The sequence below is a fragment of the Streptomyces sp. NPDC001700 genome, from assembly GCF_053596435.1.
In genome coordinates this window covers 136,616-158,729 of the sequence record NZ_JBSFGE010000011.1, presented here as the reverse complement: position 1 = coordinate 158,729, position 22,114 = coordinate 136,616, and the positions used below count along the sequence as shown (strand labels likewise).

At 71.8% G+C, this 22,114-nt stretch carries 21 protein-coding genes and 1 pseudogene; 9 read left to right on the top strand and 13 right to left on the bottom strand.

Translation table 11 applies throughout. The features are described 5' to 3' along the window. Positions 1-2 precede the first annotated feature (2 nt). Positions 3-659: a response regulator gene (locus tag ACWC5C_RS21730; protein ID WP_450877596.1), complete on the top strand. Its 657-nt coding sequence runs from the start codon at positions 3-5 to the stop codon at positions 657-659. Between the two features lie 81 nt (positions 660-740). Next, positions 741-968, top strand: coding sequence for a cytochrome P450 (locus ACWC5C_RS21725; RefSeq protein ID WP_450877594.1), 228 nt, complete (start codon positions 741-743; stop codon positions 966-968). Positions 969-1,117: 149 nt separating this feature from the next. On the opposite strand, the gene ACWC5C_RS21720 is transcribed toward ACWC5C_RS21725, so the two are convergent. Then, the gene (locus ACWC5C_RS21720; protein ID WP_450877592.1) at positions 1,118-1,381 is read right to left on the bottom strand and encodes a hypothetical protein; all 264 of its coding nucleotides are present in this window, start codon (positions 1,379-1,381) and stop codon (positions 1,118-1,120) included. Between the two features lie 297 nt (positions 1,382-1,678). Between ACWC5C_RS21720 and ACWC5C_RS21715 the strand changes: the two genes are divergently transcribed. Next, the gene (locus tag ACWC5C_RS21715) at positions 1,679-2,371 is read left to right on the top strand and encodes a GAF and ANTAR domain-containing protein (RefSeq protein ID WP_450877590.1); all 693 of its coding nucleotides are present in this window, start codon (positions 1,679-1,681) and stop codon (positions 2,369-2,371) included. A gap of 167 nt (positions 2,372-2,538) precedes the next feature. On the opposite strand, the gene ACWC5C_RS21710 is transcribed toward ACWC5C_RS21715, so the two are convergent. Then, on the bottom strand, positions 2,539-3,540 hold the full coding sequence (locus ACWC5C_RS21710) for a 2-hydroxyacid dehydrogenase (protein WP_450877588.1): 1,002 nt from the start codon (positions 3,538-3,540) through the stop codon (positions 2,539-2,541). Between the two features lie 129 nt (positions 3,541-3,669). Between ACWC5C_RS21710 and ACWC5C_RS21705 the strand changes: the two genes are divergently transcribed. Then, complete coding sequence (locus ACWC5C_RS21705; protein WP_450877586.1) at positions 3,670-4,437, top strand: IclR family transcriptional regulator; 768 nt, start codon at positions 3,670-3,672, stop codon at positions 4,435-4,437. 161 nt (positions 4,438-4,598) lie between these two features. After that, entirely contained in the window at positions 4,599-5,213 is a 615-nt protein-coding gene (locus ACWC5C_RS21700) for a TetR/AcrR family transcriptional regulator (protein WP_450877584.1), read from the top strand. Between the two features lie 298 nt (positions 5,214-5,511). On the opposite strand, the gene ACWC5C_RS21695 is transcribed toward ACWC5C_RS21700, so the two are convergent. Together ACWC5C_RS21695 and ACWC5C_RS21690 are read right to left on the bottom strand one after the other, a co-directional pair. Further along, entirely contained in the window at positions 5,512-6,393 is an 882-nt protein-coding gene (locus ACWC5C_RS21695; protein WP_450877582.1) for a peptidoglycan-binding protein, read from the bottom strand. Positions 6,394-6,536: 143 nt separating this feature from the next. After that, a complete protein-coding gene (locus ACWC5C_RS21690; protein ID WP_450877580.1) occupies positions 6,537-7,361 on the bottom strand; it encodes a hypothetical protein in 825 nt (274 codons plus the stop codon). Positions 7,362-7,459: 98 nt separating this feature from the next. Here ACWC5C_RS21690 and ACWC5C_RS21685 point away from each other — a divergent pair, with 98 nt between their 5' ends. Further along, positions 7,460-8,629, top strand: a complete 1,170-nt coding sequence (locus ACWC5C_RS21685) for an aminotransferase (protein ID WP_450877578.1) — start codon at positions 7,460-7,462, stop codon at positions 8,627-8,629. Positions 8,630-8,740: 111 nt separating this feature from the next. Further along, entirely contained in the window at positions 8,741-9,370 is a 630-nt protein-coding gene (locus ACWC5C_RS21680) for a hypothetical protein (protein WP_450877576.1), read from the top strand. Positions 9,371-9,443: 73 nt separating this feature from the next. Here ACWC5C_RS21680 and ACWC5C_RS21675 read toward each other — a convergent pair whose 3' ends face one another. Next, positions 9,444-10,343: an NAD(P)-dependent alcohol dehydrogenase gene (locus ACWC5C_RS21675; RefSeq protein ID WP_450877574.1), complete on the bottom strand. Its 900-nt coding sequence runs from the start codon at positions 10,341-10,343 to the stop codon at positions 9,444-9,446. A gap of 59 nt (positions 10,344-10,402) precedes the next feature. On the opposite strand from ACWC5C_RS21675, the pseudogene ACWC5C_RS21670 reads away from it, so the two are divergent. Continuing rightward, positions 10,403-10,636: pseudogene (locus ACWC5C_RS21670) on the top strand (hypothetical protein); the annotation flags it as partial. Positions 10,637-11,018: 382 nt separating this feature from the next. Here ACWC5C_RS21670 and ACWC5C_RS21665 read toward each other — a convergent pair. The 7 genes from ACWC5C_RS21665 to glyA form a co-directional block, all read right to left on the bottom strand. Continuing rightward, complete coding sequence (locus ACWC5C_RS21665; RefSeq protein WP_450877572.1) at positions 11,019-11,711, bottom strand: HAD family hydrolase; 693 nt, start codon at positions 11,709-11,711, stop codon at positions 11,019-11,021. Positions 11,712-11,739: 28 nt separating this feature from the next. After that, positions 11,740-12,834 carry a winged helix DNA-binding domain-containing protein gene (locus tag ACWC5C_RS21660; RefSeq protein WP_450877570.1) on the bottom strand — a complete coding sequence of 365 codons (1,095 nt, stop codon included), beginning with the start codon at positions 12,832-12,834 and terminating at the stop codon, positions 11,740-11,742. A gap of 104 nt (positions 12,835-12,938) precedes the next feature. Beyond that, complete coding sequence (locus ACWC5C_RS21655; RefSeq protein WP_450877568.1) at positions 12,939-13,559, bottom strand: sarcosine oxidase subunit gamma; 621 nt, start codon at positions 13,557-13,559, stop codon at positions 12,939-12,941. Next, positions 13,552-16,437: a sarcosine oxidase subunit alpha family protein gene (locus ACWC5C_RS21650; protein WP_450877566.1), complete on the bottom strand. Its 2,886-nt coding sequence runs from the start codon at positions 16,435-16,437 to the stop codon at positions 13,552-13,554. The genes ACWC5C_RS21655 and ACWC5C_RS21650 overlap by 8 nt, the downstream gene beginning before the upstream one ends. After that, positions 16,434-16,730 (bottom strand): sarcosine oxidase subunit delta, encoded by a 297-nt coding sequence (locus ACWC5C_RS21645; protein ID WP_450877564.1) that lies wholly within the window; start codon positions 16,728-16,730, stop codon positions 16,434-16,436. The genes ACWC5C_RS21650 and ACWC5C_RS21645 overlap by 4 nt, the downstream gene beginning before the upstream one ends. Positions 16,731-16,740: 10 nt before the next feature. Then, positions 16,741-17,961 carry a sarcosine oxidase subunit beta family protein gene (locus tag ACWC5C_RS21640; RefSeq protein ID WP_385446287.1) on the bottom strand — a complete coding sequence of 407 codons (1,221 nt, stop codon included), beginning with the start codon at positions 17,959-17,961 and terminating at the stop codon, positions 16,741-16,743. Positions 17,962-17,974: 13 nt separating this feature from the next. Then, positions 17,975-19,297 carry a serine hydroxymethyltransferase gene (gene glyA, locus ACWC5C_RS21635; RefSeq protein WP_450877562.1) on the bottom strand — a complete coding sequence of 441 codons (1,323 nt, stop codon included), beginning with the start codon at positions 19,295-19,297 and terminating at the stop codon, positions 17,975-17,977. 96 nt (positions 19,298-19,393) lie between these two features. On the opposite strand from glyA, the gene ACWC5C_RS21630 reads away from it, so the two are divergent. Next, the gene (locus tag ACWC5C_RS21630; RefSeq protein ID WP_450877560.1) at positions 19,394-20,059 is read left to right on the top strand and encodes a GntR family transcriptional regulator; all 666 of its coding nucleotides are present in this window, start codon (positions 19,394-19,396) and stop codon (positions 20,057-20,059) included. Between the two features lie 26 nt (positions 20,060-20,085). Here the strand turns inward: ACWC5C_RS21630 and ACWC5C_RS21625 are convergent, their stop codons facing one another. Beyond that, positions 20,086-21,948 carry a helix-turn-helix domain-containing protein gene (locus ACWC5C_RS21625; protein ID WP_450877558.1) on the bottom strand — a complete coding sequence of 621 codons (1,863 nt, stop codon included), beginning with the start codon at positions 21,946-21,948 and terminating at the stop codon, positions 20,086-20,088. Between the last annotated feature and the right edge of the window lie 166 nt (positions 21,949-22,114).

The following is a 22,114-nucleotide window of genomic DNA, read 5'->3' as shown; positions in this document are numbered from 1 at the left end:
CCATGCCCGCAGCCGAAACGCGCATCCTGCTCGCCGACGACCACCAGCTGGTCCGCCGCGGAGTACGCCTCATCCTCGACGCCGAGCCCGACCTGACCGTGGTCGCCGAAGCCGGCAACGGCGCCGAAGCCCTCGAAGCGGCCCGCGCCCACCACCCCGACCTGGCCATCCTCGACATCGCCATGCCCCGCATGACCGGCCTCCAGGCCGCCCGCGAACTCGACCGTACCCAGCCCGGTATCCGCATCCTGATGCTGACGATGTACGACAACGAGCAGTACTTCTTCGAAGCCCTCGCCGCCGGTGCCTCCGGCTACGTCCTGAAATCCGTCGCCGACCGCGACCTCGTCGAAGCCTGCCGCGCCACCATGCGCGGCGAGCCCTTCCTCTACCCCGGCGCCGTCAACGCCCTGATCCGCAACCACCTCGACCGGGCCCGGCAGGGCGAGCCGGTGCCCGAGCGGGCCATCACCGACCGCGAGGAGGAGATCCTCAAACTCGTCGCCGAAGGCCACACCTCCCAGCAGATCGCCGACATGCTCGTCATCAGCGTCAAGACCGTCGAACGCCACCGCGCCAACCTGCTGCAGAAACTCGGCCTCAAAGACCGTCTCGAACTCACCCGCTACGCCATCCGTGCCGGACTCATCGAACCGTAGCCGTCCCCACTGCCCCGCTGACCGGCAAGCCGAACACCGGCCCCTCGGCACCGCTGCCTTCTTCGCCGACAAGGGCCTGCTGTGGAACGGCTGCGCCGCGCACCGGACCTCGTACCGGGAGTGCTGGACGAGCTGCTTCGCCTCAGCTCCCCCGTCAGCATGGCCACGTTCCGGTACACCACGGAGGCCATCACCCTCGGCGGCGTCGAGACCCCCGCGGATGCCCCGGTGCAGGTGGCCATCGGGGCCGCCAAGCGCGATCCCGCCTGGTTCATGGCCCGACGGCTCTCCCTGTTCTCGTCTAGCTAAGACGGTCGCCGGTGTCCCGCAGGCACGGCAGGACCGTGGTGATCGTTGAGGTGCTCGGACCAGCCGCCAGCAGGCTGCGGATGCGGCGGACGATGGCGACGACCACTTGGGACGGTCGCCCGTCCCAAGTGATCGTCGACTAGTCCACGTCAGTAGCCGACGTACAGGTCCCAGTCCCAAGCCGACGGCTGGCAGCTGTAGATCTTCCACATCCCGGCCTTCACGCCCGCCTTCGCCACGCGCAGGCACTCGCCCTGGGTCCAGTAGTCGTCGTAGAACTCCATGGCCATCGGGGTGGCCGCCGACACGGTCTGGGGCGCGGGAGTGGTGGCCGCCTGAGCGGGGACCGTCGCGGCTCCGACCGCGAGTACGGCCCCCAGTGCGGTGCCCGCCAGAATTCGTCCGATACGCATGACTCGCTCCTCTCAGCAGCCCTCGGCGAGGGCATGCCACAGAGACTGCTGACCGCTGAGAGGCCGGAACAAGAGATGCTGGCTGTCCCGGACAGCCACGATGTGTCCGGGCTGATCAGAGCGTGTCCGGATCGCGTCCCGGACAACAGGATCGAACGGGCCCCGGGCGTCGGCCGCTTCGCCGCCAACACACCTGCGCGGCCTCCCGGCCTCCCCGTAACCTGACGTCGAGCAACGCCCCCAGTGCCCATCCTGGGCGCACGGCAGACGCGGTGATGGCGAGAGGGACGGGTGGTCATGGAGTGGGCACGGTTCGCCGAGCGGATGGCGACGATGGCGCGGGACCTGCTGGCGCAGGACTCGGTCGACGCGACCCTGGAGCGGATCACCGCGTGTGCCGTGGACATCGTCGAGGGGTGCGACGCGGCCGGAATTCTGATCTTCCACGGTCAGCGGGTGGAAACCCTGGCCCCCACGGACGGGCTGGTGGTCCGCGCCGACCAGTCGCAGGATCAGCTCGCCGAGGGCCCGTGCTTCGACGCCGCGCTCCGTAGCCGTCCCGTCTACCGGATCCGGGACTTCGCCGAGCCGCAGGAGGCCTGGCCCGAGTTCGCGAGGCGGGTTCACGCGCAGGGCGTCGGGAGCATGATGGCGTTCCGGCTCTACACGCGCGAAGCGGAACTCGGCTACCTGAATCTGTACGCGCGGCGACCGGCGGTGTTCACCGAGGGCAGTGAGACGGCGGGCTGGCTGCTGGCCTCGCACGCCGCGGTCGCCTTCTCCAGCGCCCGCACCGCCGACCAGCTCCAGCACGCGCTGACCACCCGGCACACCATCGGCGAGGCCATGGGCATCCTCATGGAACGCCGCAAGATCGGCGAGGACGAGGCCTTCGGCGTGCTGCGGCGGGTGTCCCAGGAACGCAACATCAAACTGCGGGACATCGCCCGGCAGATCAGCGAGCGCGGCGACATCGACGGCCACGCATAGCGCGTCAGTTCGGCCGAGGTCCCCATGGAGTGTCCGCCGTGGCGGTCGTCCGGCAGGCCGTGCGCACACTCCGTACCCGCTCCGGTTCGACGCGGCGGCGGTAACCCGGTAACCGCGTCGACCGGTGCGAGTGGGGTGGCCCCTTCACCGTCCGCCCCACGGCCGTCTCAGGGGCGGGCCGTGGCTCCGGGCCGGGCCGCGCTGCCCGGCAGCGGCGTGGTCGCGGGCCGGTCCGCGAGCACGTCGAGGATGTTGTCGACGGCGAGATCGACCATGGCGGCCCGGGTGGCCTCGGTGGCCGAGCCGATGTGCGGAAGGGTCACCACGTTCGGCTCACCGGCCAGCGGCGACAGGTCGGCGCCCATGGGTTCGCGTTCGTAGACGTCCAGGCCCGCCGAGTGGATGGTTCCCTCGCGTACGGCGCTGAGCAGGGCGTCCTCGTCGATGACCCCGCCGCGGGAGGTGCTGACCAGGGTGGCGGTGGACTTCATGGCCGCCAGCTCGTCGGCGCCGATGAGGTGGCGGGTCTGCGGGGTCAGGGGGACGTGCAGGGAGACCACGTCGGCCTCGGCGAGCAGGGTGGTCAGGTCCACGGCCTTGGAGGGCGGGTCCTGGGTGTCGTCGGGCGCGAAGGGGTCGTGGTGCAGCAGGCGCATGCCGAAGCCCTGGGCGCGGCGGGCCACCGCGCGGCCGATCTGGCCGAAGCCGACCAGGCCGAGGGTGGCGCCGTGGATGTCCAGCCCCAGGTAGTCGTCCATCCGGAACAGGCCCCACTGCCCGGCGGCGAGCGAGTCGCGGGCGGAGCCCAGGCGGCGGCGGGCCATGAGGATGAGGCCGAAGGTGAGGTCGGCGGTGGTCTCGGCGAGCACGCCGGGGGTGTGGGTGACGACGACGCCGCGCTCGGCCGCCGCGTCCCGGTCCACGCCGTCGAAGCCCATGCTGGCCAGTCCGACGACCTTCAGGGAGGGCCCGGCCGCGTCGAGCAGAGCGGCGTCCACCCGGTCGTTGCCCAGGCAGAGGATGCCGGTCGCACCGGCGGCGAGGGCGTGCAGTTCGGCCGGTTCGGGCTTGCCGTGGCCGTCCCAGCGCACCAGGTCCGCCTGGGCCGCCAGCCGGTCCAGACCCCCGCCGGGCAGGGCGGGCCGGGTGGTGAGTACTCGCTGCGTCATGCGCCACTCCCTTATTTTTCCACTGAGTGGAAAATCCATCTATTCAATGGGAAGCATCGTCAGTACGATCGCCGGGTGATGTCAACCACTGAGTGAAAATCGATTCCGCGGAGTGGTAATTTGCACAGCGTGACCACCAGCGACGTACCGGCCGATGTCGTCGGCCGGGCGATCCGGCTGCTCGTCCTCGTCGGCGAGCACCCACACGGCATCACGCTGTCGGCCCTGGCCCGCGAGAGCGGCGTCCCCGTCAGCACCTCGCACCGGCTGGTCAACTCGCTCTGCCGGGAGGGCCTGGTGGAGTTCGAGGCCGACGGCAAGCGCTACAAGCCGGGGCTGCGGCTGTTCCAGCTCGGCCAGCAGGCGGGCCAGGTGTACGGCTTCGCCGGTACCGCGCTCCCCGTGATGCAGCGCGTGACGCGGCAGACCGAGGAAGCCACCCTCATGTCCGTCCTCGACGGTACGCGCCATCTGTACGTGCACTACGTGGACGGCCCCCAGCCGGTCGGCGTGCGCAGCGATCCCGGCCGCCACGGCCCGCTGCACTGCACCTCGATGGGCAAGGTGCTGATGGCCTTCGCCCCCGACGATGTGCGCACCGACCTGCTGGAGCGGGTCGAGCTGACCCCGCACGGGCCGAACAGCATCACCGACCGCGACGTCCTGCGCGAGGCCGTCGCCCACGCCGCCGAGCGCGGCTACGCCACGGCCGACGAGGAACACCACCGGGGCTTGCGCGCCATCGCCGTCCCCGTCCTGCGGCCCGGCGGAAGCGTCTTCGCCGCCCTGTCCACCGCCGCGCCCGCCTTCCGCCGCAGCATGGACGACTTGGTCGCCATGGTGCCGCTGCTGCAGGCGGCGGCCTCCGAGCTGGGCGTCCGGCTGCCGGTCCGCTGACGACGAATCCGAGGAGTTCGGCGCCCGGGGCGAAGGGCACGTACGGCTGTCGTACGCTGCCTGCCAGCCCGGAATCCATCACCGAGGGGGTCCGACGACTGGCTCGCGGCCTCTCGGCCCTTCGCTGAACGGTGGTTCACATGCAACAGGAGAGTCGGCCGATGCGCAGTGACACCGAGCGCAACCGCAGGCAGCTCATCAAGGCCGCCGCGCGGCTGTTCGAGAATTCGCCGACCCAGGTCAGCCTGGCCGACATCGCCAAGCACGCCGAGGTGTCCACCGCGACGGCGTACCGGCACTTCTCCTCCGTCGAGGAGATCCTGCACGCCTTCCGGTCACAGGTGGGCTCCGAACTGTGCGAGTTCAGCGCGCGGCAGACCACCACCGGCATGGTCAAGCTGGAGGCGGTCTCCCGCTACTGGGTCTCGCTCGTCCTGGAACACGGCGGCGCGATGGCGCAGATGCGCTCGCACCGCGGCTACCTGGAGCGGCTGCGCGAGGGCACCGGCTACCTCGCCCCGCAGGCCGAGGCGCTCGAAGAGCCCCTGCGGCAGACCACCGAGGAACTCGGCCTCGCCGACCTGGGGGACGCGGCCCTGTATCTGTGGAACACCCTGTTCGACCCCCGCGACATCCTCGACCTCATCAAGAGCGGACGAACGGAGGACGAGGCCGCCACCCGCCTGGTGTCCGCCCTCCGCGGCGCCCTGATCGGCTGGTCCACGGCGGAGGACCAGCCAGACGGAACGAGATCCGGCCGGAGTCGCCTCGGGTGACTCCGGCCGGACCGCCTCTCACCGTGGGGCGGTGGAGCGCCGTGGTTCGTCAGGTGGGGGCGGGGCGGTTCACGCCCGGTACAGGTAGAGGTACCGGAACGAACCCTCTTCCCCGTCGCAGCGGTACTGGCGGATGCTGGGGTCGTTCTTCGAGAGTTCGCCGCCCGCGACCAGGCAGTTGTTCTGGCTGAGGTACCAGTTGTAGTACTCCCATCCGGCTGCCCGCGTCGTCCGGGCCGTCTCGGCCTGGGCCGAAGCGGCTCCAATGCCGATGAGTCGCTGCCGCCGAACGGGGGTTCTAGACGTTCGGGACGCGCAGCTTGTCCCAGCTCTTCTTGCCCGGGATGCCGTCGGCGTCATCGCCGGAGTAGCCCAGCTTCCGCTGCCACGCGGCGTACGACTTCTTGTCGGCGTCCGTCCACTCCGGGCTCGGGCCCTCCTCGTAGCGGCCGCAGCCCTCGGCCACGAGACGCTTGCCCATGGCTGTGATGATCTTGCTGACGCGGCCGCCGCGGAAGAAGTCGGCGCCCGGGAAGGGCTCGTACGTGGCCGGGGGCTTCGGCTTGGGCTGGGTCGGGCCGTCCGGCTTGGCGCCGAGCCGCTTGGCGATGCGGGTGCGCATGGAGTTCATCGTGAAGCCCCGGGGGTCCACCTTCCCGGGCTGCCACTCCAGGTGGCCGATCACCGACCGCTCGCTCCAGTCGTGGGCGCGGCAGATGGCGGCGGACACCTTCTCGATGGCCAGCTTCTGCGCCTCGGGCCACGGGTCGTCGCCGTCGCCGAGGTTGACGCATTCGAAGCCGTAGAAGCGGGCGTTGCCGTCCTTGTCGGCCTCGTTGTCGGTCGGCAGCTTGGTCTCGTTGATCACCGCGTTCAGGACGTCGTTGTCGCCGAGGCCCGCGTGGTTGGCGCGGCCGTTGCCGACGAGGTGGATCTCGCCCTTCTTGTCGATGACGCCGTGGCACAGCGGGCCGGGCAGCGACGCGTGGCCCTCGTAACAGAGTTCGACGGAGCTGGCGGTGCCGGAGGTGACGGTGTGGTGGATCATGACACCGTTCACCGGGCCCCACGGGCCCTTGGAGTTGCGGTTGTGCGAGCGCCAGTTGCGGTATTCGTGGACGGTCAGGCCCTCGTTGCGCAGGGCCTTCAGGAGTCTGTCGGCGCTCAGGGGTGTTGCCATCGTGGAGTGCTCCTTCGGTGCTACTGGTATGTGTCCTATACGGATGCCCCGATGGCATGACTCAGTTGCGGTCCGTGTGTGACGCATCAACTCCTTTACAGGCGTGGGTTTTAGCCACTCGTACGGACGTTCGTGGTCGCCGTTCAGCGTCGGGGCGGCTGGAGGCGCGTGATGCGGTCGAGGTCGCCGGTGAGCAGATCGCGGTGGCTGATGGTGAAGTCCCCGTTGGGCAGGGTCTGCCCTTCGCCGTAGTACCGGCCCATGACGGCTGTGGGGAGGAAGGTGCGCAGATTATGGCGCATGGCGGGCGGGTAGTCGACGGGTTCGCCCCAGCCGGCGGGGGCCTGGTCGGTGGAGAGCAGGACCCAGTGGTCCACCGGCACGCCGGCGTCGAGGTCCGGCGCCGCTCCGGTGTGGCTGTCCAGCGCGGGCACGGTCAGCTGGTCGGGGTCGAGGGGCGGGTACCACAGCAGCAGGGGCTTGGCACGCCGCGCGTCGGCGTTGTCGAAGCAGCACACGGCGATGGTGTGATCGGGGAAGTGGTCGGCGTAGAACCGCAGGAGGTGCGGGTCGAGGCGTGGGCGCCGCCGCCAGGGCACCTGGTGCAGAGCGGTGGGGATCAGGGTGGGGTCGGCGGCCAGGAGCACCGTGTAGACGTCGTGGTCGAAGACCTGGACGGGCTGCGGTTCCGCGCTCATCCACGCCATGCCGTCGTCGGCGGCGGTGGCGGATTCGACGGCGGCGACCATGCGCCGCAGCACGTCGCCGGTGCGTCCGGCGGAGAGGAAGTGGCCGGGGGTGAGCTGCCGCGTGGGCAGGTGCAGCAGCATGGCGTTCGGCCCGTCCGCCAGGTTGACGGCGGTGTTCTGGTAGCCCAGCACGTGGATGAGGCCGTGCACCGGGTGGTGCTGCCGCCCGCAGTACACGATCGTGCCGGAGAACGCGGCCTCACCTGTCGAAATGCACATGGCGGCACGGTACCGCCGCTACCCGTCGCGCACCCGGCGGATATCGGTAGCATCGCCGTGAAACGGCAACGGCCAGTCAGCCCCGAAGGAGTGCCGACGTGCGACTCAGCCCGCGAACCGTGCGTGAGATCGATTCGCCGATGGGCGCGACCTACGCTCTGCTGGCGGGTCGCAGCGGAGAGCGGGCGCTGCTCGATCTGGCCCAGGCCGCGCCGAGTTACCCGCCCGCGGACGAGATGATCGAGCACGTCGCCACGGTCGCCCACGAGCCGAACGGCGCCGCCTATGTGCCGAGCCCCGGGCTGCCCCGGCTGCGGGAGGCCTTCGCCGCCGACCTCGGCCACGGGTACGGGAGCCCGGTGGGGCCGGACCAGATGGTGGTCACGGCGGGCTGCAACCAGGCGTTCTGCCTCGTCGCCCAGGCGCTCACCGAGCCGGGCGACGAGGTCATCGAAGCCCTCCCGTACTACTTCAACTACGACATGTGGCTGCGGATGAACGGCGTCGTGCCGCGCTATCTGGAGCCCGGGCCCGGCCTGGTGCCCCGCCCGGAGGCGGCCGAAGCACTCATCACGCCGCGCACCCGGGCGATCGTGCTGGTCACCCCGGGCAACCCGAGCGGTGTCACGATTCCGCCGGAGGTGCTCGCGGGTTTCTACGAGGTGGCGAAGCGGCACGACATCGCGCTGATCCTTGACGAGACCTACCGCTCGTTCCGCGACACCGGGGAGCCCGCGCACGAGCTGTTCGCCGAGCCGGACTGGGCGGGCACCCTGGTGAGCCTGCACAGCTTCTCGAAGGACCTGGCGATTCCCGGCTACCGGGTGGGCGCGGTCGTGGCGTCGCCGGAGCTGAACCGCGAGGTGATGAAGTTGCTCGACTGCGTGGCGATCTGCCCTCCGCGGGTCGGGCAGGAGGCCGCCTGGGCCGGGCTGGCCTCGGCCCAGGAGTGGCGGCGTGCGCGCGCGGACGAGGTCACCGGCAAGCGGCGCTGGCTGGAGACCGTGATGGCCGACCGGCCTGGCGGTTTCGAGCTGCTGAGCCGCGGAGGGTTCTTCGGGTGGGTCCGCCACCCCTTCGCCGGGCGCGCCACCGACGACGTCGTACGCGATCTCGTCACCCGCTACGACACGCTCGTCATCCCGGGCACCGCCTTCCTGCCCGACGACCGCCAGGTGTTCCGGGTCAGCTTCGGCAACGTCGACCGGGCCGGGCTCACCGAATTCGCCGGGCGGCTCCAGCTGATGGCCAAGGATCTGCCGCGCTGATGTGGCTTCTGTGCGCAACAACTTGACACACCGTCACCCGTGCCTTGTCGTAATACCCGCACAAGGTCGAACGACCTCGCACACCCCCACGCATCACGAGGAGTACGGGACATGACGTCGTTACCCCGCCCCAGACGCCGAGCCCTGGCCGCCGCGCTGGCCGCCGCCACGTTCACGATGGCCGCCCCGGCCATGGCGCAGGCCGCCGCCCCCACGAAGGCGCCGATATCCGCTCAACAGCGGGCGCCCCAGGCCGCGTTGGCGACCATCACCTGGTCGCTGCAGAAGGCCCCGAACCCCACCCCGGACCAGCAGGACGCCTACAACCGGATCACCTCGGCCATGAACGCCGCGGTGGCCCGATACAACAACCTGAGCGACCTGGGCAAGAACATCACCGTGCAGTACAACCCGGGTGTCCCCACGGCGGACGGCAACATCAACGGGACCATACGGTTCGGCAACCGCGCCTATATGACCGAGCGCACCGCCCTGCACGAGATCGCGCACACGATCGGCGTCGGCACGAGCGGCCGTTGGGCCTCGCTCACCAGCGGCGGCACCTGGCAGGGCGCGGAGGCCACCCGGCTCGTCCGGCAGTACGACGGCGCCAGCGCCAAGCTGTCCGCCGGAGGCGGCCACTTCTGGCCGTACGGCCTGAACTACGACAACGAGTTCTCCCAGACCGCCGCCGACCGGCACGTCAACATCGTCGCCGCGATGGTACGAGACGGCCTGTAGCCCGCCATCCATCCCCGGCCGCGGCCCCCGCCGATGACGTAGCGGAGTCGGGGGCCGCGGTGGTGTTCGCCCCTCACGTGATCCGGATGATGTGCTTGCCCCGGACGCCACCGGCTTCCAGGGCCCGGTGTGCGTCGGCGATCCGGTCGAGAGGATGGACGGCGTTCACGACGGGGACGATGTCGCCGTGCTCCGCGTAGCGGGTGATCTCGGTCAGCAGCTCGGTGCCGGGGTTGCCGCTGAAGGCGCGTATGCGTCCGCTCCCGTGGATGGTCGAGGCCAGGATGGTGGCGAGGCTGGCGAATAGCCTGTCGAAGTCGGGGGTGACGGCGACCATGCGCCCGCCGGGTGCCAGCAGGCGGCGGAAGCGGGGCTGCTGTGAGCCCACGGTGTCGACGATGACGTCGAAACGGCCCAGCTCGGAGAGGTGAGCCGTCCGGTAGTCGAGTGCTTCGTCGGCGCCCAGGCCCCGGACGAAGCCGAGGTTCCTCCCACCCGCGAGAGCGACGACATGGGCACCGTAGAGCTTGCCGATCTGCACCGTGACACTGCCCACGCCGCCGCTGCCTCCGCGCGCCAGGAGTCGCTCACCAGGTTTGATGAAGGCCTTCTCGCGCAGAGCGGTCACCGCCGTGGCCCCGCCGGTGAGCAGCGAGATGGCCTGCACCGGGGTGAGGTTGGCTGGAGCGGGGGCGATCTGTCGGGGGCGTACGGCGACGTACTCGGCCATGCTGCCGCTCTTGCGCCCCAGCAGCCCCCAGACCCGGTCCCCTTCACGTAATCCGGTGACCGACGAACCGGTTGCGGCGACCTCCCCGGCGAAGTCGATTCCGCTCGTCTTGGGGAATGTACGGCCGGTCACCCAGCGCATTTTCCCGGCCCGATCGAGCAACTCGCCGCCGTTGACGCTAGCGGCGTGCACCCGCACCAGCACCTCGTCGGGGGCGGGGGTCGGCGTCGGCCGCTTGCCCACGTAGAGGACCTGCGGAGGCCCTGTGTGCGCCCGCTGGTACGCTCACGCTAAACCGGTAAATGGACGGCATCATCCATTTGGTTCGAAGTGAGAGATATTGCCTCCTCAGCCTTCTCACAAGCCGTCCGGGCACGTCGGCGATGTGCCCGGCGACGCGGACCCGCCGGGTCTGCGCGCCGATGCCCGGCGCAATCGGAAACGCATTCTCGAAGCCGCGCGCGAGGTGTTCTCGGCGCATCGACGCCCCCATGAGCGCGGTCGCCCGCCGCGCCGGTGTCGGCGTGGCCACCCTCTACCGCCGCTTCCCCACCCGCACCGCCCTTGCCACCGCCGCCTTCGCCGAGCAACTCGCCCTGTGCGCGGCAGCCTTCGACGATGCCCTTACCGACCCTGATCCCGGGCACGGCCTGTACGCACTCTTGGAGAGGATGTGCACCACGCAGGTGACCGACCGTGGCTTCGCCCCCGTATTCCTGGACGGGTTTCCCGATGCCCTGGACCACGATCACGAACGCGACTGCGCCGAAGAGGGCCGCCTCCCGGCGACTGCTCGCCTATCTCTTCGCGGGTTTCCGGGCACAGCGCCCTGGCGCTCTCCCACCTCCCCCGGCGATGGAACTGGGGAACGGCCGCAACGCCCTTCAGTAACGCTCTGCGTGCCAGACCGAGGAGGGCTCAGCCGAGGAGCTCCAGGACGGGCGCGAGCCCTGCCGGGCGCTGGTCGACCGGCAGGTGGTCGACGAAATGCACCGCGCAGCCCAGCGCCCGCGCGCCGCCGTCCGCGGTGCGGTCGTCGCCGACCATCAGCACCTCGGAGGGGGCGAGGCCGAGCGTGTCGCAGGCGGCCTGGAAGATGGCGGGGTCGGGCTTCTGCGCGCCCAGCTCGTAGGAGAGCACGTACGCGTCAACCAGTCCGTCCAGTTCATGCGCCCGGAACACCGGCCGCGGGTCCCAGCCGATGTTGCTGACCACGGCCACCGGGATGCCGCGTCGGCGCAGTTCCCGCAGCGTTGCCTCGGTGTCCGGGTAGGGCCGCCACGCGGCGGGGGTCTTGTGGCGGTCGTAGAGCGCCCGTACCAGCTCGGCCGTCGGCAGACCAGCCTCCGCGATGAGCGCCGAGTAGGCGGCGCGGTGCTGATGTGCGCTCAGATCTCGTGCGCGATAAAGGGATTCGAGGTGCGGGGGAACGCGCCGGGGTGCCGGTTCGCCGGGAAGTGCTCCGTACTCCGTCAGCTGTCGCACCCAGTCGGAGAACGTGTCGCCGTCCGCGGGGACGGCGGCCTCCGTCAGGACGGCGCCGAGCCATTCCGTGACCGACTCGACGCGCATCAGCGTTCCGGAAAAGTCGAACATCACTCCGTTGACCATGCCGCGATCGTAAGCCCGCCGCGCGGCGTTACGGCGTGGCGATCTTGATGCGGTCGCTGTCGTCGTCGGACAGGAACGACGACAAGGCCCGGCCCTCCTCCGTGACGGCCGTGCGCTCGGCGCGGGTGAAGCCGCGCAGCGGGGTGACGGTCACAGTGCCCGCGTCGGCGGTCCAGGTGGCGGCGACCCGGCCGTCCACCAGCACCACGCGGGCGCCCGCGACGGACAGGCCACGGTGGGCGTCGTCGATGATCCGGCCGCGGTCGTGATAGCCGAGGACCGCGTTGTCGAACGCGGGCAGGAACCGCACCGGCGCGGGAGTGTCGGGGTCGGGGCGCGGCGCGTCGGGCAGGTCGAGCAGTTCGCGGCCGCGCGCGTCGCGGAAGGTGACCAGCTCCGCGCGGACGGCGGCCACGGCGGCGGGCAGTCCGGCGAGGCCGCACCAGGCGCGCAGGTCGGCCGAGGCCGCGGGGCCGAACGCGGCCAGATAGCGGCGTACCAGCTCCTCGCCGACCGGGTCGGTCCCCTCCGGAGCGGGCGGCTCGGGCTCGCGGCCCAGCCAGCGGGCGAGCGGGGTGTTGCGCACCCCCGACTTCACGCGCCACAGTCCGCGCGGCGGCAGTTGCACGACCGGGACGAGGGCGGCCATCACCATCTCGCCCAGTGCCCGCGTACCCACCGTGGGCCAGCGGTCGGCGAGGGCGCGTGCGACCTCGGGCATCGAGCGGGGCTCGCCGTCGGCCAGCACCGCGCGGCCCGCCGCGGCGAGTTCGCCGAGGTCGACCCCGTCGAGTTCGGTGCGGTAGACGCCCAACACCCGCTGGCGCAGCATGGGGTCGTGGCGGGACCGCCACGCCAGGGCGTCGTCGGCGGTGACGAGGTGAACGGTGCGGCGCATGAGGTGGGTGCGCACCACGCTCCGCCCGGTCAGCAGGGCGTCCAGTGCCGCCGGGTCGAACGCGCGCAGCCGCGACCAGAGGCCGGTGAACGGTTCCTGTGGCTCCTGCGCCTGCAGACCGCCGAGGTGCGCGACGGCGTCGCGCACGGGTACGTCGGCGCGGTCGAGCAGCGACTGCCGGGCCAGCGTGGCGCGGCCCAGCGCCCGGGTGTCCAGAACGGTCATCGTGGCGCGTGTTCCCTTCGGTTCCGTGTGTGCGGAACGCACGATCTCAGGAGATGCGGTCAGGGTGTGACCGCATCTCCTGAGGTACGGCGAGGGATTCTCCGCTACGGGATCTCGGGGGCGCGGTATTCGTTCATCGCGTCGATGAGCCACCGCGCCAGATAGTCGGCGAACGAGGACCGTGGGAGCAGCCGGTACGTCGGCGCGTCGTCGACCTGCCAGAGCAGCACCGCGACCGGGCCCACCGTGGTCGACACCGCCTGGCCGGGGCCGAAGGCCCGGGGGTGCAGGTCCAGCGGGCAGCCCTTCTCCAGCACCTGACGGGCGGCCGGGCCGCTCAGTTCCAGGGTGGTGCGGTTCGCCGAGAGGTCCACCACCGAGCCGGGGTCTCCGGCGAGTGCTTCCCGCAACTCGGTGGCCACGGAGGGCCCGTCGGTCCGTGACACCACGAGCCACTCGTCGGGGCCGAGCCACAGGACCGTGTGGGGCCCGGAGGCGGCGGTGTGGCCGCAGCGCTGCGGGAGCGGCGCCCCCAGGGTCTTGCCGATGCGGTCGGCGGCGTCGGATTCGGGGGCGACGCGCAGGTTCACCATGGTGAGGAACGGCCACTCGGCGAGCCGGACGCCACGGGCGCCCGTGACGGCGGCGGCGCGCATCCGCGACTCCAGATGGGACAGGGGGCTGCGGCGCAGGTGCACCGGGCCGGGGGCGGTCAGCTCAGCCATCGCGCTTGGTCCCTTCGGGGTCGTAGAGGACGGAGTCGGCCACCAGGACGGGCACCAGCTCCTCGCCCACCGGGGCGAGCAGGGTCTGCCCGATCCGCTCCCGCCCGCCCGCGACGAGGGCGAGGGCGAAGGGGCGGCCGAGGGCCGGGCTGTGGTAACTGGAGGTGACGTGGCCGAGCATCGGCACGGGCACCGTGTCCAAGGGGGCGTCCGACGCGATGAGTTGGGCGCCCTCGGGCAGCCGGGTCGTGCCGTCGCTCGGCAGCAGGCCGACCAGCTGTTTGCGGTCGGGGCGGGCGGTGTCGGCGCGGGCGTAGGACCGCTTGCCGACGAAGTCCTTCTGTTTGGAGACCACCCAGGACATGCCCGCGTCCCCAGGGGTGACGGTGCCGTCGGTGTCCTGGCCGACGATGATGTAGCCCTTCTCGGCGCGCAGGACGTGCATGGTCTCGGTGCCGTACGGGGTGATGTCGTAAGGTCGGCCGATCGCGTACACCTCCTCCCACACCGCGTGGCCGTACCAGGCGGACACGTTGATCTCGTAGGCGAGTTCGCCGGAGAAGGAGATCCGGCAGATACGGGCCGGAACGCCGGAGGCGAGGGTGGTCTCGCGGAAGGCCATGAAGGGGAACGCGTCGGCGGACAGGTCGAGGTCGGGTGCGAGCTGGGCGACGACATCGCGGGACCGGGGGCCGACGACGGCGATGGTGGTCCACTGTTCGGTCACCGAGGTGCAGTGGACGTCGAGTTCGGGCCACTCGGTCTGCAGCCACTCCTCCAGCCAGTCCAGGACCCCGGCGGCGCCGCCGGTCGTGGTGGTCATGAAGTAGCGGTTCTCGTCCAGGCGCAGCGTCACACCGTCGTCGAAGATCATTCCGTCGGGCTTGCACATCACGCCGTAGCGGGCCATGCCGGGCTTCAGCTTCTTGAAGCCGTTGGTGTAGATACGGCCCAGGAACTCGCCCGCGTCCGCGCCCCAGATCTCGATCTTGCCGAGGGTGGTGGCGTCCATGAACGCCACCCCGTCACGGGCCGCGCGGCACTCGCGGGCCACGGCCGTGTCCATGTCCTCGCCGGGCCCGGGGTAGTACCGGGGGCGCTTCCACTGCCCGACGTCCTCGAACACCGCGCCGTGTTCGAGGTGCCAGCGGTGGATGGAGGTCGTGCGCTCCGGGTCGAACAGCTCGCCGCGCTCACGCCCGGCCAGGGCGGCGAAGGCCACCGGCGTGTACGGCGCCCGGTAGCTCGTGGTGCCGATGTCGCCGGGTGACGCGCCCGTGCCGAGGGCCTGGGCGATCACCCCGATGGCGTTGACGCCGGACGTCTTGCCCTGGTCGTTGGCCGTACCGAGCGAGGTGTAGCGCTTGACGTGTTCGACGCCGCGCATCCCGGCGCCGACCGACCGCCGGACGTCGGCGACCGTCACATCGCGCTGCAGGTCCACGAAGTGGGTGTCCCCGGTGGCGGATTCGCCCTCGGGCGCGGGCACCAGCCACAGCGGGCGCACCGGGCCGGCCTCGGACCGCGCCTCGTCGGATGGCGGTACGGGGACCGGGAATCCGGCGTCCGTCGCGGCCCGCGCACCGGCCCGCGCCCCTTCGGCCAGACAGCCATCGAGGCCGTACGTCCCCCTGGCCGCGCCGACGACCCGCTGGTCCCGTACGGTGCCCTCGGGCACGAAGGCGGCCAGGCCGTCGTCCCAGCGCAGCCTGCCCTGGCGCTGGCTGTGCAGGTGCACCACCGGGGTCCAGCCGCCCGAGACGGCCAGCAGATCGCAGTCCAACGCCTCTGCTTCGCCGATGAGTTGGCCGTCGTCGTCCAGGGCCTGGACGGTGACGCCGGTGAGACGGTGCTCGCCCGAGGTGGCCACCACCGCGCTGCCCGTCAGCACCCGCGCCCCGGTGGCCACGGCCACCTCGGCGGCCCGGTGGGACAGTGCGGGGCGCGCGTCGGCCACCGCGGCGATGTCGACTCCGGCCGCGTGCAGATCCGCGACCGTGTCGTAGGCGCTGTCGTTGGTGGTGCTCACTACGGCCCGGGTGCCCGGGGCCACGGCGTACCGGTTGAGGTACGCGCGCACGGCCGCGGCCAGCATCACCCCGGGCCGGTCGTTTCCGGCGAACACCAGCGGACGTTCGTGGGCGCCGGTGGCCAGGACCACCTGGCGGGCCCGGATGTGCCACAGCCGCTGGCGTGAGACCCCGTCGGACGGCTGGGGGGCGTCGGCGCCGAGGTGGTCGGTGCGGCGCTGCACGGCCAGCACATAGTTGTCGTCGTAGCTGCCGAACGCGGTGGTGCGCCGCAGGACGACGACCTCGGGGGCGGCGTCGAGGGCCGCGCCGGCCTCGGCGGCCCAGGCGAGGGCGGTCCGCGCGCCGACCGTCTCGGTGCGCCCGGAGAGCAGCGAACCGCCCGGTTCGGGCTGCTCGTCGAGGAGGATCACCCGGGCTCCGGCGCCCGCGGCGGCGGTGGCGGCGGTGAGCCCGGCGGGCCCCGCGCCGATGACGAGGACGTCGGTGTGGACGTACTTCTTGTCGTAGACGGCAGGGTCGGGCGCCGGGTCGAGGCGGCTCATCCCGGACAGCGTGGTGGCGGACAGCCCGTCGTACAGCTCCGCCGTCGTGGCGGGCAGCATGCCCTCCGCGCACGGGCCGTCGATCCGCAGCAGGGCGTTGGGCTCCTCGACGCCCGCGGCGACGATGCCGCGCGGACGGCCTCGGTAGATCGACGGGGCGACCCCCATGAGCCCGTTCGCCAGCATGGCCGAGGCGACGGTGTCCCCGGGGTGGCCGGTCAGCTCCCGGCCGTCGAGGGTGAACCGCAGTGTGGTGGCGCGGTCGATACGGCCCCCATGGGGGAGCCGGAAACGCTGGGTCATCGGTTCCCTCCGGTCTGGGGCAGTGCGGGGCGGGGCTCGTCGAGCCGGTAGGTGGCGAGCACCTGGTAACTCGCGGTGTCGCGCAGGGCGTTGAACCAGCGGCGGCAGCCGGTGCTGTGCGTCCACCGCTCGGCGAAGGGCCCCTTGGGGTTGTCGCGGTAGAAGACGTACGCGGCCCACTGCTCGTCGGTGAGGTCCGTGGTGTTTCCGGGGTAGGGGACGTGGGCCTGTCCCCCGTAGTGGTATTCGGCCTCGTCGCGAGGACCGCACCATGGGCAGGTGATCAGCAGCACGGTGTTCTCCTCAGTGGGCCACGGCCGCGGCGCCGTGTTCGTCGATCAGTGCGCCCGTCGTGAAGCGTTCGAGGGCGAAGGGGGCGTTCAGCGGATGCGGCTCGCCGGTGGCGATGGTGTGCGCGAAGGTCCAGCCCGCGGCCGGGGTGGCCTTGAAACCACCGGTGCCCCAGCCGCAGTTGACGTAGAGGTTCTCGACGGGGGTGGCGCCGATGACCGGGGAGGCGTCCGGGGTGACGTCCACGATGCCGCCCCAGGTGCGCAGCACATGCGCCCGGGCGAAGACGGGGAACAGCTCGACGGCTGCCGCCATCTGCTGCTCGATCACATGGAACGAGCCGCGCTGCCCGTAGCCGTTGTACGCGTCGACACCGGCGCCCATCACCAGCTCGCCCTTGTGCGCCTGGGACACGTAGACGTGCACGTGGTTCGACATCACCACGGTGGGGTGCACCGGCTCGTGCAGCTCCGAAACCAGCGCCTGGAGGGGGTGTGACTGCACCGGCAGCCGGAAACCGGCCAGCTCGGCCAGGACGCTGCTGTGCCCGGCGGCCGCGAGGCCGACCCGGCCCGCGAGGATACGGCCGCGGCTGGTCTCGACGCCCACGACCCGGTCGCCGTCCTTGACGAAGCCGGTGACCTCGCACCCCTGGATCAGGTCTACGCCCAGTTCGTCGGCCCGCCGGGCCAGCGCCCAGGCGACATGGTCGTGCTTGGCGATCCCGGCCCGCGGCTGGAAGGTGGCGCCGAGGACCGGATACCGGGTGCGGGGCGAGACGTTGAGGATGGGGCACACCTCGGCCACCTCGTCCGGGGTGAGCCACTGGGCGTCGACACCGTTGAGGCGGTTGGCGCCCACGCGGCGCACACCTTCGCGCACGTCCTGCAGGGTGTGCGCGAGGTTGAGGACACCGCGCTGGCTGAACAGGAAGTCGTACCCCAGCTCCTCCGGAAGCCGCTCCCACAGGCCGAGCGCGTGCTCGTACATGGCCGAGCTCTCGTCCAGCAGGTAGTTGGAGCGGATGATCGTGGTGTTGCGCGCCATGTTGCCACCGGCCAGCCAGCCCTTCTCCAGGACGGCCACGTTGGTGATGCCGTGGTTCTTGGCGAGGTAGTAGGCGGTGGCGAGGCCGTGGCCTCCCGCGCCGACGATGACGACGTCGTAGGAGGAGCGCGGCTCGGGGTTGCGCCAGAGGAAGTCCGGGTGCTCCGGCAGCGGCTGGGTGGTCATGCCGCGTCTCCGTTCAGGTGGGGGCGTTGAGGTGGGGGTAGAGGGGGAACGCACCGGCGAGCTTTTCGACCCGGGCACGCAGCGGGCCCGTGCTCTCGTCGCCGAACCGGTCGTCCTTCAGGGCCTGGGCGATGATGTCCGCCACCTCCCGGAACTCCGTGTCGCCGAAGCCCCGGGCGGCCAGGGCCGGGGTGCCGATCCGCAGCCCGGAGGAGACCATCGGCGGGCGCGGGTCGAACGGCACCGCGTTGCGGTTGACGGTGATGCCGATGCGGTGCAGCCGGTCCTCGGCCTGCTGCCCGTCGAGCGCGGAGCCGCGCAGGTCGACGAGGACGAGATGGACCTCGGTGCCGCCGGTCAGCACTGTGATCCCGGCCTCGGCCACGTCGTCCGACAGCAGCCGTCCGGCGAGGATGCGGGCACCGGCCAGGGTGCGCCGCTGGCGCTCGGTGAATTCCGCGCCCGCCGCCACCTTGAAGGCCACCGCCTTGGCCGCGATGACGTGTTCCAGCGGTCCGCCCTGCTGGCCCGGGAAGACCGCGGAGTTGATTTTCTTCGCCAGGTCGGCGCGGCTGAGGATCACACCGCCGCGCGGGCCGCCGAGGGTCTTGTGGGTGGTGGTCGTCACGACGTCGGCGTAGGGCACCGGGCTCGGGTGGAGGCCCGCGGCCACCAGACCGGCGAAGTGCGCCATGTCCACCAGCAGATACGCGCCGACCTCGTCGGCGATGCGCCGGAACGCGGCGAAGTCCAGCCTCCGGGAGTAGGCCGACCACCCGGCGACGATCATCTTGGGGCGGTGGGCGAGCGCGAGCCGCTCGACCTCGGCCATGTCGACGCGCATGTCGGACTCGCGCACGTGATAGGGCACGACGTTGTAGAGCTTGCCGGAGTAGTTGACGCGCATGCCATGGGTGAGGTGGCCGCCGTGCGCCAGGTCGAGCCCGAGGATCGTGTCGCCGGGGTTCAGCAGCGCGAACATGGCGGCCGCGTTGGCCTGGGCGCCCGAGTGCGGCTGGACGTTGGCGGCCTCCGCGCCGAAGAGCTGCTTCACCCGGGCGATGGCCAGCTTCTCGACCACGTCGATGTGCTCGCAGCCGCCGTAGTAGCGGCGGCCGGGGTAGCCCTCGGCGTACTTGTTGGTCAGGACCGAGCCCTGGGCCTCCATGACCGCGGCCGGAGCGAAGTTCTCCGAGGCGATCATCTCCAGGGTCGACTGCTGGCGGTGCAGCTCGGCGTCCACCGCGGCGGCGACATCCGGGTCGAGATCGCGGAGCGGGGAGGAGAGAAGGGAGGTGGGGGAGGTGATTGTGGTGATCGACGGGTTCGTTGCCATCTGTGCACCATCCTGAGAGCCAACTAATGGGCAACTGATATATCAGCCTCTGCGGTAAGGTATGGGAGCTCGCCGAACAGGTCAAGGGGGCTCTTCATGCGGCACGTGGCGACCGAGCCGGGGGGCGAGGAGCTGTCCCTCGCCGAGCGCGCCTACCGCGCCATCCGCGACCGGCTCGTCATGCTCGACATCCGCCCGGGCGCACCGATCAACGAGGACCAGCTGGCCCAGTCCCTCGGCGTCGGGCGGACACCGGTGCGCGAGGCGCTGAAGCGGCTCCAGTACGAGCGGCTGATCACGACCTACCCCCGGCGCGGCACCTTCGCCACCGACGTCAACATCACCGACCTCGCCCACATCTCCGAGGTGCGCCAGGAGCTGGAACCCCTGGCCGCCGCGCAGGCCGCGCGCCGCGCCACGGCCGCCGACCGGGCGGCCCTGACGGCCGCGCTACGGGAGCTGGGACACGTGGACGCCCGTGGGTACGACGCCGACGACCTCATGCGCCTGGACCTCCAGGTCCACCGCGCCATCTACGCCGCCACCCACAACCCGTACCTCGAGGACACCCTCGTCCGCCACGACAACCTGGCCACCCGCATCTGGTGTCTGTTCATCGACCGCCTCTCCGACATGGCCGGTCACGTCGAGGAGCACGGGCCGCTGATCGAGGCGGTCGTCGCCGGGGATTCCGAGAAGGCGGCGCAGCTCGCGCGCGACCATGTCGAGGGCTTCGAACGGGCCATTCGCGCCGCGATCTGAGACGGCCTCCGGAGCCCACTTACGTGTCAGTGCCCGTCGTCCCGGCGTGTGCGGGGCCTGCCCGCCAGGGTGGTCCACAGATGCGGGGCGGCGTCGTCCTCGGGGAGTTGGGCGATCATGAAGCGGACGCAGCGTTCGATCTTGACCCGCCACAGCCGGGCCGCCTCGTTCCCGTCGGCGTCACACAACGCCTCGTAGACGCCGGTGTCTTCGTCGGTGATGGTGTCGCACGCCTGGCTGTAGTCCATGTCCAGCACGGTGACGAACATGCGCAGCCGGGCCGTGAGGCGTTCGAAGGTGTGGGCCGCCTGCGGGAGGTCGGCGGTGCGGGCGAGGGCGTCCTGAAACCACAAGTCGACTTCCCGCACCCGGGCGTCATCGCCGTCCCGGGCGGCGGCGCGGACCTCCGCCAGGGCCGCTGAGGCCGGGGCGAGCGACTCGGGCCCGAGCATGGCGACGCGCCGGATGAGCAGCGCGCCCAGGCTGGCGCGCAAGGCGTAGAGGTCCAGGACGTCCTTCGTCGTGACGGCGGGGACGGCGGTCGCGCCGCCCGGCAGCAGGTCGAGCATGCCCTCCTCGGACAGCGCCCGCAGCCCCGCGCGGACGGCCCGGCGCGAGAGGCCGAGGCGGGCCGCGAGCGGCGCCTCCCGGACGCGGTCGCCGGGCCGGAGGGGACCGGCGAGGAGGGCTTCGCGCAACAGGCCGACCACGGGATCCGTCGTGCTGGGGGCACCGGGCGGCGGGGCATCGGGCGATGTGACCGGCGCCGCTCCGGGGGTGGCGGAGTGGCCGGATGCGCACGCCGCGGGGACGTTCGAGTCACTGTCGGAGCCGCAGATGGCCGGGGTGTCGTACGCGGGGCGCGGCGCGGCGATCCGGGTGAAGGCGGCCGCGGCGGGGGTCCAGGTGGTGGACCAGCTCAGCAGCGGGTCCCGGAGGCGGGGCACACCGGGCGCGGCCTCGGGAGGGTGGTGGGCACCGGCGGCGAAGAGGCGCCGGGTCTCATCGGTCCACGCGGCCGGGCCGGGCGGGTGGTGCCATCGCAGCCGGGAGGACGCGGCCGCTTCCGGCGATTCGGGGGCGCCGGAGCTTTCGGCGGGCAGACCGTACGCCAGCAGGTGCACCACTCCCCCGGTGTCCGCCGCCGCCCTCGCCCGCTCCAGGAACGCGCGCAGCGCGGAGTGGTCCGTCCACGGCGTGTCCCCCGGGTGCCGCGCGCCCCGCAGGGCCGCGAACGCGCAGGCCACGGCCAGTACATGGGGCACATCCCGGTCCTGGCCGAACAGCCGGGCCGCGGAGGCCGCCACGGAGGTACGTACGCCCCCGGCCCGTCGTACGGCGCCCCGACGACCCGTCCGGGCCGCCACGGCGAGCACGCACACCGGCGGGGCGATGAACAGACCGACCACCTCCCCGGCGCGGTCCGGCAGGGACCACGCCCGGCGCGGCCCGACCGTGGCGCCCGCCCCCGGCCGGACGCCGTAGGCCCGCCAGATCCGGCTCACGGTGCTCTGGCTCAGGCCGGTTTCGGCGGCCATGGAACGGGTCGACCAGGCCTGTCCGGCACCGGGCGGTGGCGGGGTGAGGGTGCGGACGAGGACATGGGCCACGGTGTCGTCGTCCGCGGCGGGAGGCCGCCCGGGCCGGGGCTGGTCGTCCAGGCCCGCCAGCCGTTCGGCGAGGAAGCGGGCGCGCCACGTGCCGACCATGTCGCGGGAGATGCCGAGGCGCCTGGCCACGCCGGTGTTGGTGGGCTCGTCCTCGCAGGCCAGCACGATCCGCGCGCGCAGCGCCCGGGCCTGCGAGCAGCTGCGGCTGCGGGTCCACGTCAGCAGTGCGGCCCGTTCGTCCTCGGTGAGGACCACGGCGTCGCGGGGGCGGCCGACCATGGCGGCAACCGTAGCCGAACTTCTGATTCGGCTGTACCCCCGGGCCGGGCGGGGCGCCGCGGGCATTGTTGGCCGCTCCTGGCGTTCACATACTTCGTTGCCATCCGGCGGCCGCCGACAACACGACCTCAACCCCGACCTGGACCGGACGGCCCTGCCCCGGGCC

Excerpts from the sequence above, each read along its gene's own strand:
- ACWC5C_RS21730 (WP_450877596.1), top strand. The coding sequence starts at position 3 with ATGCCCGCAGCCGAAACGCGCATCCTGCTCGCCGACGACCACCAGCTG.
- ACWC5C_RS21655 (WP_450877568.1), bottom strand. The coding sequence starts at position 13,559 with ATGGCTGAGCTGACCGCCCCCGGCCCGGTGCACCTGCGCCGCAGCCCC.
- ACWC5C_RS21700 (WP_450877584.1), top strand. The coding sequence starts at position 4,599 with ATGCGCAGTGACACCGAGCGCAACCGCAGGCAGCTCATCAAGGCCGCC.
- ACWC5C_RS21690 (WP_450877580.1), bottom strand. The coding sequence starts at position 7,361 with ATGTGCATTTCGACAGGTGAGGCCGCGTTCTCCGGCACGATCGTGTAC.
- glyA (WP_450877562.1), bottom strand. The coding sequence starts at position 19,297 with ATGGCAACGAACCCGTCGATCACCACAATCACCTCCCCCACCTCCCTT.
- ACWC5C_RS21710 (WP_450877588.1), bottom strand. The coding sequence starts at position 3,540 with ATGACGCAGCGAGTACTCACCACCCGGCCCGCCCTGCCCGGCGGGGGT.
- ACWC5C_RS21665 (WP_450877572.1), bottom strand. The coding sequence starts at position 11,711 with ATGGTCAACGGAGTGATGTTCGACTTTTCCGGAACGCTGATGCGCGTC.
- ACWC5C_RS21660 (WP_450877570.1), bottom strand. The coding sequence starts at position 12,834 with ATGACCGTTCTGGACACCCGGGCGCTGGGCCGCGCCACGCTGGCCCGG.
- ACWC5C_RS21640 (WP_385446287.1), bottom strand. The coding sequence starts at position 17,961 with ATGACCACCCAGCCGCTGCCGGAGCACCCGGACTTCCTCTGGCGCAAC.
- ACWC5C_RS21720 (WP_450877592.1), bottom strand. The coding sequence starts at position 1,381 with ATGCGTATCGGACGAATTCTGGCGGGCACCGCACTGGGGGCCGTACTC.
- ACWC5C_RS21625 (WP_450877558.1), bottom strand. The coding sequence starts at position 21,948 with ATGGTCGGCCGCCCCCGCGACGCCGTGGTCCTCACCGAGGACGAACGG.
- ACWC5C_RS21650 (WP_450877566.1), bottom strand. The coding sequence starts at position 16,437 with ATGACCCAGCGTTTCCGGCTCCCCCATGGGGGCCGTATCGACCGCGCC.
- ACWC5C_RS21715 (WP_450877590.1), top strand. The coding sequence starts at position 1,679 with ATGGAGTGGGCACGGTTCGCCGAGCGGATGGCGACGATGGCGCGGGAC.
- ACWC5C_RS21680 (WP_450877576.1), top strand. The coding sequence starts at position 8,741 with ATGACGTCGTTACCCCGCCCCAGACGCCGAGCCCTGGCCGCCGCGCTG.
- ACWC5C_RS21630 (WP_450877560.1), top strand. The coding sequence starts at position 19,394 with ATGCGGCACGTGGCGACCGAGCCGGGGGGCGAGGAGCTGTCCCTCGCC.
- ACWC5C_RS21695 (WP_450877582.1), bottom strand. The coding sequence starts at position 6,393 with ATGGCAACACCCCTGAGCGCCGACAGACTCCTGAAGGCCCTGCGCAAC.